This is a genomic window from Flavobacterium sp. UBA5153 (assembly GCA_002413745.1).
Classification (GTDB): Bacteria; Bacteroidota; Bacteroidia; order Flavobacteriales; family Flavobacteriaceae; genus Flavobacterium.
This window is the reverse complement of the sequence record DHXP01000042.1, coordinates 1-15,773: the sequence shown is the minus strand read 5'-3', so window position 1 is coordinate 15,773 and position 15,773 is coordinate 1. Positions and strand designations below refer to the sequence as shown.

The window sequence follows — 15,773 nt, the reverse complement described above, 5'->3', positions numbered from 1 at the left end:
TTAAATCTTTTTTTGAAAATAATTTTTCCTATTTCGATTCGTTTTTCTTGCCAGTTTATTAATGAACGTATTGCTATTGCGGGTGCAAAAGTAGCACGTTTTTTCACTTATACAAGCCTTTCTTTGAAGTTTTTTTAAACTATTTTTTAATACACTGTAATCCTGCGTTTTGTAGATGAAAGTTTTTTTGAAAACTGGCAAAAAAGACAGATATTCAATAGAAACAACTCCCCTAGCCCTGATAGAAGTGAAAATCCTTCTTGATGCGAGTTCCGCCAAAGCGGAACTCGCATCAAGAAGATTGTAACAAATAGCGGGAAATAGCTCCTGATTGCTTCGTTCCTCGCAATGACAAAATAAAGTTTAATCGAAACGGATGGCTTTTACCGGAGAAATTTTGGTTATTATATAGGATGGAATCAATAAAACCAGGAAACAAACGGTGACCGTGAGTAGGTTTAACAGCACTATATATCCCAAATTGAGATAAACTGGCGCTTGGTTGACATAATAATTTTCTGGATTGAGTTTGATTATGCCGAAATATTGCTGAATCAGCAATAATGAGATTCCTATTAGATTTCCCCAAAACAGTCCTCTTACGATAAGGTAGAAGGCATTGTATAGAAATATTTTTCTTACTGACCAGTTATTGGCACCCAATGCTTTTAATATCCCTATCATTTGTGTGCGCTCAAGGATAAGCACCAATAGAGCCACTACCATGTTGATGGTAGCGACCAGTATCATAACTACTAATATGATTATGATGTTGAAATCGAAGAGTTTTAGCCATTCGAATATGTAACTGTATTTTTCGATTATGGTTTTAGTGTCCAGGGTTGATGACGTTTGTTGATATACTTCTTCCCCTATGGTTCTGATGTTGTTAAAATCGTTTACAAAAACTTCGAACGCTCCCACTTGATCCGGTTTCCATTTATTGATACGTTGTATGTGACGAATGTCTCCTATTATATAGGTGGCATCGAAGTCTTGGAATCCGGAGTTGAAAATTCCCGTAATTTTGAATCTTCGGACGTTGGGCAATTGATTCTGATTCTCCTTGATAAAGGAAGTATTGAATGAATCGCCTACTTTTAGATTTAGCCTGTTAGCAAGGAATTGGGAAATCAACACCTCTTGATTGATGTTTTTTGAGAAATCGGGCAATTTGCCTGAAACAATGTATTCCCTAATATTGTCCCATTGGTAATCATTGCCAACTCCCTTGAATATTATTCCTTCAAAAGCAGTTTCGGTTCTAATAATTCCCGCCTTGCTTGCAATGGCTTGAATATGACTCACTCCGGACACGGAAGTGAATTTTGGATAAAAGTTTTGTTTTTTGGAAACAGGAACCAGTGTGACTTCGGACTGATTGTTGTCGTAATTCGAAATAATTATATGACCATTGAAGGCAGAAACTTTTTCCCGTATTTTTTGTTGTAGCCCAATTCCGGTAGCTACCGAAACAATCATCATTATCATTCCGATGGCGATGGCCGAAATTGCAATTTTTATAATTGGCGCAGATATGCTACTTTTATAATCTTTGGCAGTAATGAGTCGTTTGGCTATGAAATATTCTAAATTCAATTTGGTATGGTATCTAATTCCGTTTTACTTCGTCTATTCGCTTTCGCTCGGGTCAAAAATACAATTTTATTCTTTGTTTTGATGTTTTTTTCAACTGCTTGTTGTGCGAAGAAAACAGAGAAAAGCGAAACGGAGAAAGGAAATTTTCAAGAAATTAAAACCGATTCGATTCCCAAAATAAAAACTGGAGCCGACAGTTTTCTATCATATTTACCTTTATTAAAAGATAAAAAAATTGGAATTGTCACTAATCAAACTGGAATTCTATCCAATAAAACTCATTTGGTAGATTTCCTGCTTTCTAAAAACATCAATATCCAAACCATTTTTGCTCCAGAACACGGTTTTCGTGGCTCAGCCGATGCTGGCGAACACATTATTGACGGAAAAGACACCAAAACTGGGTTGCCAATTATTTCACTTTATGGAGACAATAAAAAGCCAAAACCAGAACAATTAGCAGGAATTGACATCGTGGTTTTTGATTTGCAAGATGTTGGCGTACGATTTTATACTTATTTATCTACGCTTCATTATGTGATGGAAGCTTGTGCGGAAAACAATATTCCGTTACTAATTTTAGACCGACCAAACCCTAATGAAAGCATAGTTGACGGGCCAATTCTTGAACCAGCATTCACGAGTTTCGTGGGAATGCATCCTGTTCCCGTTTTGTACGGAATGACAATTGGTGAATATGCCCAAATGATTAATGGCGAAAAATGGCTGAAAAATGGTGTACAATGCAAACTTATTATTATTCCTTGCGCAGATTACAACCGAAATATGACTTATAATTTACCTATAAAACCATCCCCGAATTTACCCAACGAACAATCCATAAATCTATATGCCAGTTTGTGCCTTTTTGAAGGGACAAACGTGAGCGTAGGTCGTGGCACCGAAAAACAATTCCAAATTTACGGTTCTCCTTTTCTGCCAAAAAGTGATTTTAATTTTATCCCTAAACCTAATTTTGGCGCAAAAGAACCAATGCACAAAGACCAAATTTGCTACGGAGAAGATTTGTCGGACGTAGCCAAAGTAAGCCAATTAGAGTTGAAATGGCTGATAAAAGCATACAATGAAACTACAGATAAATCAAAATTCTTCAATCCGTATTTCACCAAACTGGCCGGAACCGAAAAATTACAAGAACAAATTGAAGCCGGAATTTCGGAAGAAGAGATACTAAAAAGTTGGGAGAAAGGTTTGAATAAATTTAAGGAAATGAGAAAAAAATATTTGATTTATCGATAGACAATAAATTTCATAATGGCATTTTCTTCTTCATTTCTTCCACAATATTGAAAGCTGCCGGGCAAATCGCCACGTTTTGCAAAGTCAAATTCGAGATTTGTTGAAACTTTTTCCTGTCAGTATGTGGGAACTCGCGACATGCTTTCGGACGAACATCATAGATGAAACAAGTATTATCGTTATCAAGAAAAGTACAGGGTACACTTTGCAGCACATAATCTTTATCTTCATCAATCCGCAAATATTGGTCTATAAATTGCTGTGGTTTTTGCCTCAAATGTTTTGAAATACGCTCAATGTCTGCCGAAGTAAACAATGGTCCCGTGGTTTTGCAACAATTGGCACAGGTCAAACAATCGGTTTTCTTGAATTCAGCGTCGTGCAAATCCTGCATCACGTAATCCAAATTTTTAGGCGTCTTCTTTTTCAGCTTATCAAAATACTTTTTGTTTTCGATATGCTTATCTTTGGCATCTTTAGGAAGATTGTTTAGAATATTGTTCATTTGCTAATTTGGCTATTCGGTTATTCGAAAAATCAGACTACAAATCTACTCAAATCAAATAAACAAATAACCAAATTAACGCATCAACTAAAATGAAAGACCTTTTCGGAAAAGCCATACTCGATTTTCAAACCAATAATTCTCCCGAGAATTTAATTACTGAAACTTCCATTTCTGAAACGGATGAAATGAGTGTTGCTTATCTTTTTCGCACTTATGAAGAAATGCCAAAGTTGGAACAAAAAGCGCTACAATTGGCAAAAGGAAAAGTTCTCGATGTGGGTTGTGGCGCGGGAAGTCATTCATTGTATCTTCAAAATGTCAAAAATCTTGATGTCACTTCTATTGATATTTCGGCAAATGTCATTGCAGCCTGTAAACTTCGGGGGATTACAAATGCGAAAGTGGAGAATATTCTAAACTTGGATTCAACCGAAAAGTTCGACACCATTTTGTTGTTAATGAATGGCACGGGTATTTTTGGAACATTAAAAGAAACCTCCAAATATTTGCAAAAACTTAAAAGCCTGCTTACTCCAAACGGTCAAATTCTAATCGATTCTTCAGATATTATTTATATGTTTGACGATGATGAAGACGGTGGAAAATGGATTCCGGGCAATGGCTATTATGGCGAATTGACTTTTACTCTTTCATACAAGAATGAAACCGAAGAAACCTTTCCTTGGCTTTATCTCGACTATAATACTTTACAAAATGCGGCTTTCGCCAATGGATTGCAACGCGAATTAATTCTTGAAGGAGAACATTTCGATTATTTGGCGAAGCTTACACTTCCAGCAAATCAGTAGTTTTAATGATGTCTTGCAAGGCTTGGTACAAAATATCCAAATCTTTCTGGGAATTATAAGCGTTTATGGAATATCTCAAAAAATAATTCCCGTTTAGAGCCATTACCGGAATTTCGATTTGGTATTTGTCAAAAAGCAAATCCTGCAATTCAACAGGCTTGGAAGTTTTGATTGGAATACTTGCCATTTGCGCCAAAAACTCTTCAGTAATTGGGCAAATAGGTTTTGTGTTGAGCAAATTGCAAAAGCTTTCGTAATTATCCAAAACTAGCTGCCTGCATCCCTTTGCTTTAGTTTTCCAATCATTTTCTTCCAGAAAATCAATCACTTTTGGCGTGCACAAATAGGCCGAAGTATCTTTTGTGCCTTGAAATTCTTGATAATCCAGAAATTGGCTTTCGCCGGGAGAAACGCTTTCATAACCCCAACCCACAACAAGCGGATCCAACATTTTCTGGAATTCCTTTTTAACATATAGAAAAGAACTGCCTTTAGGAGCCAGCATCCATTTGTGTAAGGTTCCCGTATAAAAATCGGGATTTAATTCGGAAATATCCAAACCCATTTGACCCGGAACGTGTGCGCCATCAATAATCGTAATCAATCCTAATTCACGTGCTTTGTCACAAATTTCCTTTACTGGAAAAATCAAAGCGGTGCAACTTGAGATTTGGTTGAGGAAAATAACTTTGGTTTTTGAAGTATAGCCACTCCAGAATTCCTCCAATATTTGTTTTTTTGAAACTACGGGAAGAGAGATATTTTGTCGAATGTAATTGGCTCCTGATTTTTTGCAATAGAAATTCCAAGTTCTGTCCATCGCACCATATTCGTGATTCGTGCTTAGGATTTCGTCTCCAGCATCCAAATGCAAACTTCGCATAATGGTATTTACGGCAAAAGTAGGATTCGGCGTGAAAAATAAGTCCACTGATTGGCAACCAACGTATTTTGATAATCTTTCTCTGGCAATTTTCAAATAACCCTCCGCTTTCTTTCTGATGAAATAAACGGGTTCATTTTCGAGTTCCAATTGAAAACGTTGGTATTCCTCGAAAATTGGTTTCGGGCAAGCGCCAAAAGAACCGTGATTTAAAAAGGTAATTTCTGGATTGAGAAGGAATTGTGATTTCATTTGATGATTTTTTTTAAATATAAAAAATCCCAAAAAACAATTGCAATTTGGGATTTGGCTTTTTGTGAATAGTTATAAAAAGTAAGGAATTCGTAACTTGCTATTTTGGTTTTGTAACCGAATACGTGTTTTGTGCAGGAACTACATCTTTATATTTTGCCATTATTCCTTGCAATTCCTGACCCCATTCTTGCCCTGCCTGCAAAGATTTTTGGCCAAGTTCACCGGCTTTCTCATTCATCTTTTTCCCTACCGGACTTTCATAAAATGCAAGCATTCCTTTTATGTCTTCGGGCGAATAAATTTCCATATAAATTTTGGCCATTTTATCGTGTAAACTTGGGATAGAGGCGTCAAATTCTTTTGAAAAATTTTCTTTTTTATCCTCAGGTATCATATTCAAAATTTGAGGTTTTATAACCTTTATTTGTGTATCTGCACCACTAATGGAAATCAATTTTAACACATCTGCTTTAAAATTAGCTTCTTGGGCCATACTCATTTGGGCAATTAACACGAATGCAATAGATAGAAATAGTTTTCTCATTTTGTTTTGGTTTTTAGTTGGTTTATTTTATAAATATAAGAATAAATTTATGGAATATTCAAGTATTTATGCGTTTGTAAGGATACGCGCCATTTCGGGTTGTTCATCACATAATCAACGATAAGCGGCGTCATTTCTTCCTTTTTGCTCCATTCGGGTTGGAGGAATAATATGGCTTTTTTGTTTACTTTTTGGGCTTGTTCTTCGGCGAAAATAAAATCGTGTTTGTTGAAAATTATCACTTTCAACTCGTGGGCTTTGTCATAAACGGTGTTGGTTGGCAATTTGTTTTTCTTTGGCGAAAGGCAAATCCAATCCCATATTCCCGTTAGTTCATACGCTCCCGAAGTTTCGATGTGTACTCTCAGATTTTGATTTTTTAACTTTTGAGTTAGCAAAGTCATATCCCAAGTCAAAGGTTCGCCTCCTGTAACCACGACGGTATCGGCATATTTGTTGGCATTGGCAACAATCAAATCGATACTTGTGGGCGGATGCAGTTCGGCATTCCAGCTTTCCTTGACATCACACCAATGACAACCCACATCGCAACCACCAATTCTTATAAAATAAGCGGCTGTTCCTGTGTGAAATCCTTCGCCCTGAATGGTGTAAAATTCCTCCATCAAAGGAAGCATAGCCCCTTTATTAACTTCTAATTGTATTTCTTTTGATAACATTTTATAAATTTAAAGGACAAAGGTAGTGAATTTGGGATTGGGATTAAAGAAGAAGATTGCTTCGTGCCTCGCAATGACATATAAAAAAAAACCGATAGTTTTTCTGAAACTATCGGTTTTAAATGTAATGCAATTATATTTATTTCAATACTTTTAAAGACTTAGTAGCATAATCATTAGTTGGATCAAGAGCAAGGGTTTTATTGAAATATTCAACCGCCTTAACTTTATCCGTATTGGCATAGCTTGCAGCAATGTTATTATAGCATTCTATAAATTTAGTTATTATTGCAGGTTTTGCTAATTCTTCCGGCCCTTTTTCAGTAACTTTAGCAACATATTCCACATAATATTTTACCATCATCTCATCATTATTAAGCAATCTATTTATTCTAGCTCTATAAATATATGCGTCAAAATAGGAAGGTGAAGCTGCTAATACATTTCCAAAAGCAGTATCGGCTTTTTGCAAATCTACAAGATTAGGAACTACGTCTTTTTGGATATTACCATAATATATTGACAGTCCAAAATAAACGTTATCATCTAAGTAATTTTTAGATTCAGTATTTGTTGTTCCTAGTTCAAAAATAGCTGAAGCTTCCTTGTATAATTTTTGAGTAAACAATTTAACCCCAATTTCATTCAAATCTTCGACTGCCAAAGGCTCCATTTCAATTGATTTCTTAATATCAGTCATGCCTAAACTAAATGCAGCAGGGTCAATTGTTAATCCATCGGCACTTGTTCCTTTTTTTATTTTGGCCAAACCTAAATATAAATAATCTTTAGCAATGATTTTATTTGACGAATTAGAAGTAAAACTTTCCAATGATTTTAAAGCCAAGTCTACATTACCGTTTTCATAGGCAGAATATCCTAAATAACGATAAATTCTAGGATTTACCTTATCCAATTTTGCCATTTCATTTGCCTCAACTTCTAGTGCAGGATAATTTTTAATAAGGATAAGGAAGTCAGCATGACGCATTCTTGAATTTAAAGAATAATCGGTAAGACTCATATATTTTTCATAATACCCCATAGCAGTTTTCATATACTCTTCAGATTTTGAAGGCTTATTTCTTCCCCATTTGTAATAGGTTTCCGCCAATTCTCTATAAACTGGACCATAGCCAGGATTCAATGCTATTACTTCATTAAATGCTTTTAAAGCTTCATCATAGGATTTTGCTCCTTTTAGCAAAACGCCTAATTGCATTTTTGCCCTTATCAAAGTATTATCGGCTTGAAAAGCATTTCTATAGGCAGCATAAGCTTCATTTTGATTGTTATCCCCATAATATGCGTCTCCAAGAGCCAATTGTACTTGAGCATCCATCGGATTAATTAACTTAGCTTTATTTAAAACCAAAAGTGCCTTTTTATAATCTGGTTTTTCAACATTCATATAGGCTCTGCCAATATAGATATATTCCTCTATATCCCTCCTTCTCATTTTATTTGTAGCCAAGTCAAAATTAGCTTGTGCTTCGGCAATAGTACCGCTTTCCAAATTCACCTGACCTAAACCTATATAATTAAAGTTTCCATTATCACTTGCCAATAATCCTTTTTGAAAATAGATGTTTGCTGAATCCTTGATGTTTTGTGTAAGATAAATGTTTCCTAAAAGAAATGTAGCTTTCCCATCTTCTGGTTTTGTTTGAATTATCGATTTCAACATCGATTTTGCACTTTCATATTGTTCGGCATCAATTGCTTTTACTGCTTGATTCAAATCTTGTGCATTGCTCACGGACACCGAGGTCAATAAAACAATACTAAAAATTTTAAATTTATTCATCTTAACTTTTTTTAATTTATTTTTTATCATTATTAATTTCTTTTCTAATATTAATTCTTCTGCCTGGCATTCTTACGGGTAACAATCCAGATTTCAAAATTATTCTTTGCCCAATATCACCGGCAACGAAAGAGGCAAAACCCATTCCTAGACCAGAATATCCCTGTCCATTGATTATATACAAATCACGTGCCAAAGGGTACTTGCCTTCGGCAATATTATTTTGGCTTGGTGTATAATAATTCGTACTTGTGAGACTTTTTACGCTTAATATATTTACCTTGTTTACAAAATCCTGCATAGCTGGCTTGGGTTGTGACAACCAGTTTACTCCCACCACGCCAATCATTCCCTTGTTTTGCGCAACAAATTTAATTACCTCATCATTTGTTTTAAATGAATAAACTCCTTTTTGTTGAATTGTTTTTATTCCCGCCAATGTATTCATATAACGTACCGTACTTGAATTTGGATTGTCAAAAACCAAACCTTTTATATTGGCATTTGGTTTTCCTTGCATCAATTCTATTATACTTTTTAACTCAATTAAAGTGTCATTATTGCTTTTATTTGAAATAAAGGCAATTGCATCAGTAGCAAATTTAGTGATTTTTGGAGTTATTTTTTTTTGTTCAAAGATTTTATTCTCCTCTGTAGTTAAATTTCTGGTCAAAACGGCAATACCTGACTTTTCCTTAAACAAAGAAACGATTACCTCTGATTCAGATTTTGAAACAATCTTAATCTTAGCTGGATAATTGTTTTCAAAAATAGTTACTTGATCCTCCATTATTGGCATTAAGGTTTCATCCACTAAAATAGTTGTGGTACCCTTCAATATCGATTCTTTATTGGTGTTTTTCTTTTCTTTTTGGTTACACATTACAAATAAGAACCCAACAAAAACAAGAACAAAAACTTTGCTAATTTTACGCATGCTAATCATTACTTGAATTAAAAAATCTAAAAAATCTAAAAAATGAATAAACAATTAGAATGACGCCAAAAGTCATTCTATAAATTGGCGACATTATTATTGGAAAGCTTCTATCAAAAAGTACATCCCAAAAAATAACAATCAAACCTAAAACTAGATAAACAAGAAAAAACAAAATTCCCATAACGAGAAGAAACCGCTCTTTGAGCGATTTCTCCTGAATGTTATTTAATGTTTTTTTTAACATTATTCTGCTGATTGAATATTAATTGGCAAACTAAAAGTACATCTCACTTTTTTACCGTTTTGCTCTCCGGGATTCCACCTTGGAGCTGCTTTCAATACTCTAATCGCTTCTTTTCCTGTTCCATAACCAATATCTCTAAGTACTTTGATATCAGTCAACGAACCATCTTTTTCCACTACAAAAGTGACATACACCTTTCCTTTAAGTCCTTCTTCTTCTGGCGCACGATAATTCTTGGCTATAAAATTATAAAATTTATCCATTCCTCCAGGGAAATCTGGTTTAACCTCAATACCGGCAGTGTTGTAAACCGTGTTATCCTCTTCGACTACGGCTGCAACTCCAGTACCCACAGGCTCAACTGTTAGCACAGCATCAGGATCTCCTTTTATAGTTTCAGCACCAATTTTCTTTTCTTTGATGTCTTTGATTACTACAATCTCTTCAACAACTTCTTCTGCTTTTGCAACCACCGGTTTCACAAATTTTACTTGATCCACTTTTGGTGGTGGTGGTGGTGGTGGCGGAAGATTTTCTTTTGGTTTTACTTTTGGCGGCATTTTTACCGTAGTGATTTTTACATTTAAGGTTTCATCATTAGCGGAAGAATCGGGAAGCAAACGCACAATATTCGGTATGCTGACAGCAATGCCAAAAACAAGGGTTCCAATGATAAATGCTTTAATGGAATTCTTGGTAATTGCTTTTCTTAATACATAAGCGCCATAACGCTTGTTACGTCCTTCGAATACAATTTCAAGCCATTGATTTTTTAATAAATCTAATTTCATATTTCTTAATTATTAGGTTATTGAGTCATAAGAATAAATCTTATTTTCCTTCTAACAATTTTTGCTCCTCAGGTGAAAATTCATTTACAATTGCGTAGGTTGGCACATCTACAATTGCCATTTCATCCAGTATATCAACCAAGTTGCGGTAATTTGATTTCTTACTTGGTTTGATAATTACAATCATTCCATTTTTAGGTTTGCCTTTTGCAGTGGAATAAGCCAAAACTGCTTTTTTTCTCAATAACAATTCTTTACGAATGCCTTCTTTACCATAAGTAAACTCTTTTGGAGCTCCTCCTGCAACAGGTGTCGCCAGTAATCCTACATAACGTACTAACTTATCATTATCACCTAACAAAATAGTCATTGTACGATTTTCGTCAACTTTAATATTTTGTCCTTTTTTATTTGGATCATCTTTATCTGGCAACCCCAAATTCATCGATTGTGGTTTAGATAAGGTCGTGGTAAGCATAAAGAATGTAATCAATAAGAAAGCCAAATCCACCATAGCAGTTAAATCTACTTTTGAGTTTTGTTTTTTACTTCTTACTTTTTTATCTTTTCCGCCTCCACCGTCGCCTGTATTTAATTCAGCCATTTTAGTGTGTGTGTTTTAATTATTTATCTTTTGCTCTTAAACCAGTAACTAGACTAAAGCTATTGATTTTTTGATCTTGTAAAATATCCATTACTTTTCTAATTGCAGGATATTCCTCTTTTTGATCCCCTTTTATGGCAATTTGCAATTCTTTGTCATTTATTTCAATATTTGCAAGACGGGCATTCTGAACCCAATCTGCCAATTGATTATCAAGCGAATCTTTCGGAACTCCTGGCTGATTGGCCTTGGTTCTTTCGGAAGCCTTCATGTCAATAATTTGTTTCAGATTTTGAATTGGGACACCAAAGCCTTCCATCAATGCAAATTTATCCTTGTCATCTTGAGAAAAAGCAACATTATATTTCTGACCCATCAATTCGAGAGTTTTTTTGCGGATTTCTCTGCCTTTCAAATCAAAAAACACTTTTCCTTTACCAATAGTTATCGTAGCCAAATCCGTTTCCGGCAATTTGGTTTGTACAGTTGATGCTGGCGTATCCACAGGCAATGCTTCCGGTATTTTGGCCGTGGCGGTCAAAATAAAAAAAGTAAGCAAAAGAAAAGCCACATCACACATAGCCGTCATATCAATAGACGCTGCTTTTTTGGACATTTTTACAGCCATTAATTATATTTTTAAATCTATTTAGAATCAGCCTCTAGTGTATATAACGCAATATCCTTAATAAATTATTAGTAATTATTTTTTTGTACCTCTGTAGTGTCTGTACGTATTAACGATAGTAGAACCAGCCTCATCAATAGAATAAGTCAAAGTATCGATTTTAGAAGTAAATAAGTTGTACATAACAATTGCCAAAGCAGAAGTCGAGATACCTGTTGCAGTATTGATAAGTGCTTCAGAAATACCATTTGCTAACATAGCTTGATCTGGAGTTCCTGAGCTAGCCAAAGCACCAAACGCTTTAATCATCCCTGTTACTGTTCCTAACAATCCTGCAAGAGTTCCTAATGAAACTAATGTAGAAAGGATGGTCATGTGTTTTTCTAACATTGGCATTTCAAGTGAAGTAGCTTCTTCAATTTCTTTGTGAATTGTTTCAGCTGCAGTTTCGCTATCGATTCCTTCTTTTTTTACATCTTGATACTTAACTAAAGCAGATCTAATTGCATTTGCAACGGAACCTTGTTGTTTGTCGCAAGCTACAATTGCTCCATCAATATCACCAGTGGTAATACTTGCTTTAACACTTTTCATAAATTGGTCAAGATTTGATTTACCGGCCGCTTTAGAAATAACACTGAAACGTTCGAATGAAAAAACGATTACCATTAGTAACAATCCCATCAAAACTGGTACAATTGGACCTCCTTTATAAACCATTGCCAAATAATTTCCTGATAGTGGGTGGCCTGTATTAACTCCTCCTTCAAAATTCGAACCATCACCCATTATAAATGTCCATATTACCCATCCTGATAAAATACACAATGCAATTATGATTCCTGTAATCATTCCTCCTAATCCTGAACCACTTTCTTTTTTAACGTTTGCCATTTTCTTTAATTTTAATAGTTTTAAATAATTTATTTTAGTTGTAATAAACTTGTTGAAGGGCAAATTTATATTTTTAGTTGTAATAAAAAAACTTTTTTTAATTTTATTACAGTTAATTTTATCCTAAATAAAAAAAAATGTTTTTTTTGTTTTGTGTCTATATTATAAAAAGTTATGTGAATTAATTATTTTACAAAAATAAACATGGTATTTTACGGTATATTACTACAACATTCCAATAACTATTGTTAAATTTTTAAATATATATTTTTTATTTGCAATAAAAAAACTTGTGTTTTGCGGCAAATGTTAAAGTATAAATGTAAAAAAAATAATACCTTGGTAATTAATTTTAATCCAAACTTATACGAATAGAAAAGAATATCCCATACCATTCATCGCTAATGACCCTCTTTCGAAAGGAGAAAGTATTATTATTGAGGCGGGATTTTGGCATAAATAGTGAATCGGAAAAAAGATTAATTTCAAAAATCAAAATTCGATGTCTATAACAATAAAAAAACGAATTTGATTTACAACATCAAACATTGCAATTTAATTTTGCCGTCGCAATTGATATTCGGAATTCATTTTATTTGACAATGATTATCAATTATTTCGGCGCGAAAACCAATTTTGTCGAAGTTTTGATAATTTCTTCCTTGTTTAATTTCATTTTCCTGAACTTTCCCGAATTGTACATTTCTGCCTGATCATTGTAATGTTTACTAAAAGGATTTCCAGATTGTCCTGTTGGCAAAATACTCATACTGTTTTCTATATCCGAAAAATCGATAATTCTTCTGGTTGATGGCCCCGCTTTTACGGAATATTTCCCACTATCGGTAAAATCAAACATTAAGTTATTGATTACCTCATTTGAACCTGAAGCCTTAAAAGGCCCAACATTGAAAAATCTTCTCAGCAACGCCACTTTCCCCAAAGGATGCTGATGTTCCAGCGTATGCACTTTGTCCCAAGTCCACGAATTGACATCTTTACCTAGCTGATTTTCAAGCCCTGAAATGGCCTGATGAAATGATTTGTTTAGGATCTCAGTTCTGGTTTCTATCTTGTTTTTTGTATCCTTATCGTCCCACCAAATCGAGTTTTCATTTTTGCTTTGACTGGCAATCACCTGTTTGATAATATGCGTGCTTAAAAGCATTTTGAAATTGGCTTCTCCCAACTCATCTCGAAAAGTGTTTTTTAAATAATCATAAATCCATTTATTGTAAATTGTTGGCGCAATATCTTTCAAATTATTGGAACCATTCCATTTTTTAAGAATAGACAATGCTTGATTTTCATTTGCTGAAAGCGATTTTAATTCCAAGGTCGGAATTAAATTACGCACAATGTCAGTTGCTCCATTTGAAATATTGTCGTTCATCATTTGGCCAACATCCTCCTTTGTCCAATCATTTTTTTGTTCCAATAATCCTGAAATTCTTTTGGCTCGATCTTGCGGCAAATAATACCCTGGATATAAGTATCCGTCAACTGCTTCGGGTTGATTATTGGCAGAATATACATAATTCCAGCTTGGGTTTATGGCATGGGGATTTTTGGAAAAATCCAAAAATTCTTTCTTGTCATCGATGCCATTGGTTCCATTCAGAATAAAATTTGGATTGACGGCATTGTCCAATTTATATAACTTCCCAGATGTGTTCCAGGCAATATTCCCTTTGGCATCGCCATACATAATATTCAATCCTGGCGCGACAATCAGGGAAACTCCTTTTCTGAAATCATCAAGATTTTTTGAATGGGAAAGCGCATAAACAGCCTCGAGCATTTGATTGTTTTGTTGGATGTAAATCCAAGACATCGAAACAGGTTTTGCACCTTTAATCCCGTCTAAAAAGCCATTCATTACCGGGCCATGTTGCGTTTCCTTTACTTCTAAAACCACGTCAGAACTATCTTTTACTTTAATGGTTTTTCTTCTAATTTTATAATCCTGAAATCCATTTACGGTCTTATATTGGTTTTTGTTATTTGGATTTTCTTCTTCCTGAAACATATCGACATCATCATTTTCGAACATCGTTAATCCATAAGCATAATCGTGGTTATGTGCCAAAAGAGGGAATGGTGTCCCGGCCAAATAATATCCGTAAATTTCATAATTGGGTACAACAATATGGGCTTCATACCAAGTGCAAGGTTGCGAAAAAATAATGTGCGGATCATTGGCAAAAATAACTTTTCCGTTTTTGGTTTTTTTCGGTGCAATAACCCAACTGTTGCTGCCTATAAAAGCTGGCACAACCGAATTGTCCAACAAACTGGCCACCGCCTTGGAAATTTCGGCATATTCAATTGTTTTTCCATCAAAATTTTTGATTTGGGTAGTTCCCAATGAACCATCCAGCCCAAAATCTTCTAAATAATTCGAGCCCAATTTATCCCGAATATCGGTCATTAAAGGATCGCTTTTTTGAGCCATGGCAAAACTAAAAGACATATATCCAAAGATATTATAGACGTCCTTTATCGTAAACTTCTCTTTTTTTATTCCCAATATTTCGAACTCGATAGGTGTTTTTCCCTCTTCCATATATTGGTTAATTCCGTCAATATAGGCTAAAGCTAGTTGATAAGTGTCGGAGTTTTTATCTAGTTTGGAAATTGCCTTTTCTGAATTTTCATCGATGCCGAAACCAGCAAAAAACTTGTCGCTTTTTAATGTTTTCGAACCAAAAATTTCCGATAATCTTCCCGGAGCAATTCGCCGCATCAATTCCATTTGCCATAAACGATCTTGCGCATGGACATACCCTAAAGTTGTCATAGCGTCTTTCTGGGAATTGGCATAAATATGCGGAACCCCAAAATCATCAAAATACACGGTAGTTTGCTGTTGAATATTTTTGAGTTTTTGCTCTCCCTCATAAGTAGGCTTCAGGTAAAAACCATAACCAACTAATACAATTACAAGAATTACTGTCAATAACAGTATAACAAGACCGATTTTTTTTATTTTTTTCATTTGAAATACTATTAAACAGACCCGATTTAATCAATACTTTCTTTAAAACATCCGAAATTTAGGATAAAAAATGGAATTCTTTATTGTTTATTTAATTGTTTTACAATTCATTGAAGGTTTTGCGCAGAAAATCATTCTTAAATACCAAATATAAACATTTAATTTTTTTTCAACTGTTTATCGAAAATAATAAAAAGTGAGTCTACCCAATTAAAAACCCAAGCCTTTAAATTGACCTCTGCCGATTAAAATTAGGATTATACCGCTAGTTATTTCAAATTAGTCCAATAAAAATTGAACTAAATGAAATATACAGCGGCATTATACTA

The 15,773-nt window shown here is 34.5% G+C and carries 14 protein-coding genes; 2 read left to right on the top strand and 12 right to left on the bottom strand.

Annotated features, from left to right (window positions below; translation table 11 throughout):
- Positions 1 to 363 precede the first annotated feature (363 nt).
- On the bottom strand, positions 364 to 1,599 hold the full coding sequence (locus tag B2145_RS08875; RefSeq protein WP_291101155.1) for an ABC transporter permease: 1,236 nt from the start codon (positions 1,597 to 1,599) through the stop codon (positions 364 to 366).
- A 6-nt stretch (positions 1,600 to 1,605) separates the two neighbouring features.
- Here B2145_RS08875 and B2145_RS08870 point away from each other — a divergent pair, with 6 nt between their 5' ends.
- A complete protein-coding gene (locus tag B2145_RS08870) occupies positions 1,606 to 2,859 on the top strand; it encodes an exo-beta-N-acetylmuramidase NamZ family protein (protein WP_291101152.1) in 1,254 nt (417 codons plus the stop codon).
- Positions 2,860 to 2,869: 10 nt separating this feature from the next.
- Here B2145_RS08870 and B2145_RS08865 read toward each other — a convergent pair whose 3' ends face one another.
- On the bottom strand, positions 2,870 to 3,364 hold the full coding sequence (locus B2145_RS08865) for a YkgJ family cysteine cluster protein (protein WP_291101149.1): 495 nt from the start codon (positions 3,362 to 3,364) through the stop codon (positions 2,870 to 2,872).
- Between the two features lie 92 nt (positions 3,365 to 3,456).
- On the opposite strand from B2145_RS08865, the gene B2145_RS08860 reads away from it, so the two are divergent.
- Positions 3,457 to 4,176 carry a class I SAM-dependent methyltransferase gene (locus B2145_RS08860; RefSeq protein WP_291101147.1) on the top strand — a complete coding sequence of 240 codons (720 nt, stop codon included), beginning with the start codon at positions 3,457 to 3,459 and terminating at the stop codon, positions 4,174 to 4,176.
- Here B2145_RS08860 and B2145_RS08855 read toward each other — a convergent pair.
- From B2145_RS08855 to B2145_RS08805, 10 genes are all read right to left on the bottom strand, one after another.
- The gene (locus B2145_RS08855) at positions 4,154 to 5,311 is read right to left on the bottom strand and encodes an aminotransferase class V-fold PLP-dependent enzyme (protein WP_291101144.1); all 1,158 of its coding nucleotides are present in this window, start codon (positions 5,309 to 5,311) and stop codon (positions 4,154 to 4,156) included. The two genes, B2145_RS08860 and B2145_RS08855, sit on opposite strands and share 23 nt — an antisense overlap.
- Positions 5,312 to 5,411: 100 nt before the next feature.
- Positions 5,412 to 5,858 carry a DUF2059 domain-containing protein gene (locus B2145_RS08850; protein ID WP_291101141.1) on the bottom strand — a complete coding sequence of 149 codons (447 nt, stop codon included), beginning with the start codon at positions 5,856 to 5,858 and terminating at the stop codon, positions 5,412 to 5,414.
- 47 nt (positions 5,859 to 5,905) lie between these two features.
- Entirely contained in the window at positions 5,906 to 6,538 is a 633-nt protein-coding gene (locus tag B2145_RS08845; protein WP_291101138.1) for a 7-carboxy-7-deazaguanine synthase QueE, read from the bottom strand.
- A 139-nt stretch (positions 6,539 to 6,677) separates the two neighbouring features.
- Complete coding sequence (locus tag B2145_RS08840; RefSeq protein ID WP_291101136.1) at positions 6,678 to 8,345, bottom strand: tetratricopeptide repeat protein; 1,668 nt, start codon at positions 8,343 to 8,345, stop codon at positions 6,678 to 6,680.
- A 16-nt stretch (positions 8,346 to 8,361) separates the two neighbouring features.
- A complete protein-coding gene (locus B2145_RS08835) occupies positions 8,362 to 9,282 on the bottom strand; it encodes a PstS family phosphate ABC transporter substrate-binding protein (RefSeq protein ID WP_291101133.1) in 921 nt (306 codons plus the stop codon).
- Between the two features lie 246 nt (positions 9,283 to 9,528).
- Positions 9,529 to 10,320, bottom strand: a complete 792-nt coding sequence (locus tag B2145_RS08825; RefSeq protein WP_291101128.1) for an energy transducer TonB — start codon at positions 10,318 to 10,320, stop codon at positions 9,529 to 9,531.
- A 40-nt stretch (positions 10,321 to 10,360) separates the two neighbouring features.
- Positions 10,361 to 10,924 carry an ExbD/TolR family protein gene (locus tag B2145_RS08820; RefSeq protein WP_291101125.1) on the bottom strand — a complete coding sequence of 188 codons (564 nt, stop codon included), beginning with the start codon at positions 10,922 to 10,924 and terminating at the stop codon, positions 10,361 to 10,363.
- Between the two features lie 19 nt (positions 10,925 to 10,943).
- Positions 10,944 to 11,552: an ExbD/TolR family protein gene (locus B2145_RS08815; protein ID WP_291101122.1), complete on the bottom strand. Its 609-nt coding sequence runs from the start codon at positions 11,550 to 11,552 to the stop codon at positions 10,944 to 10,946.
- Positions 11,553 to 11,627: 75 nt separating this feature from the next.
- A complete protein-coding gene (locus B2145_RS08810; RefSeq protein ID WP_291101120.1) occupies positions 11,628 to 12,446 on the bottom strand; it encodes a MotA/TolQ/ExbB proton channel family protein in 819 nt (272 codons plus the stop codon).
- 613 nt (positions 12,447 to 13,059) lie between these two features.
- Positions 13,060 to 15,444, bottom strand: a complete 2,385-nt coding sequence (locus tag B2145_RS08805) for a penicillin acylase family protein (protein ID WP_291101117.1) — start codon at positions 15,442 to 15,444, stop codon at positions 13,060 to 13,062.
- Between the last annotated feature and the right edge of the window lie 329 nt (positions 15,445 to 15,773).

Coding starts and splice junctions, on each gene's coding strand:
- B2145_RS08870 (WP_291101152.1), top strand. CDS start 1,606: ATGGTATCTAATTCCGTTTTACTTCGTCTATTCGCTTTCGCTCGGGTC.
- B2145_RS08815 (WP_291101122.1), bottom strand. CDS start 11,552: ATGGCTGTAAAAATGTCCAAAAAAGCAGCGTCTATTGATATGACGGCT.
- B2145_RS08805 (WP_291101117.1), bottom strand. CDS start 15,444: ATGAAAAAAATAAAAAAAATCGGTCTTGTTATACTGTTATTGACAGTA.
- B2145_RS08835 (WP_291101133.1), bottom strand. CDS start 9,282: ATGCGTAAAATTAGCAAAGTTTTTGTTCTTGTTTTTGTTGGGTTCTTA.
- B2145_RS08840 (WP_291101136.1), bottom strand. CDS start 8,345: ATGAATAAATTTAAAATTTTTAGTATTGTTTTATTGACCTCGGTGTCC.
- B2145_RS08865 (WP_291101149.1), bottom strand. CDS start 3,364: ATGAACAATATTCTAAACAATCTTCCTAAAGATGCCAAAGATAAGCAT.
- B2145_RS08850 (WP_291101141.1), bottom strand. CDS start 5,858: ATGAGAAAACTATTTCTATCTATTGCATTCGTGTTAATTGCCCAAATG.
- B2145_RS08825 (WP_291101128.1), bottom strand. CDS start 10,320: ATGAAATTAGATTTATTAAAAAATCAATGGCTTGAAATTGTATTCGAA.
- B2145_RS08820 (WP_291101125.1), bottom strand. CDS start 10,924: ATGGCTGAATTAAATACAGGCGACGGTGGAGGCGGAAAAGATAAAAAA.
- B2145_RS08845 (WP_291101138.1), bottom strand. CDS start 6,538: ATGTTATCAAAAGAAATACAATTAGAAGTTAATAAAGGGGCTATGCTT.
- B2145_RS08855 (WP_291101144.1), bottom strand. CDS start 5,311: ATGAAATCACAATTCCTTCTCAATCCAGAAATTACCTTTTTAAATCAC.
- B2145_RS08860 (WP_291101147.1), top strand. CDS start 3,457: ATGAAAGACCTTTTCGGAAAAGCCATACTCGATTTTCAAACCAATAAT.
- B2145_RS08810 (WP_291101120.1), bottom strand. CDS start 12,446: ATGGCAAACGTTAAAAAAGAAAGTGGTTCAGGATTAGGAGGAATGATT.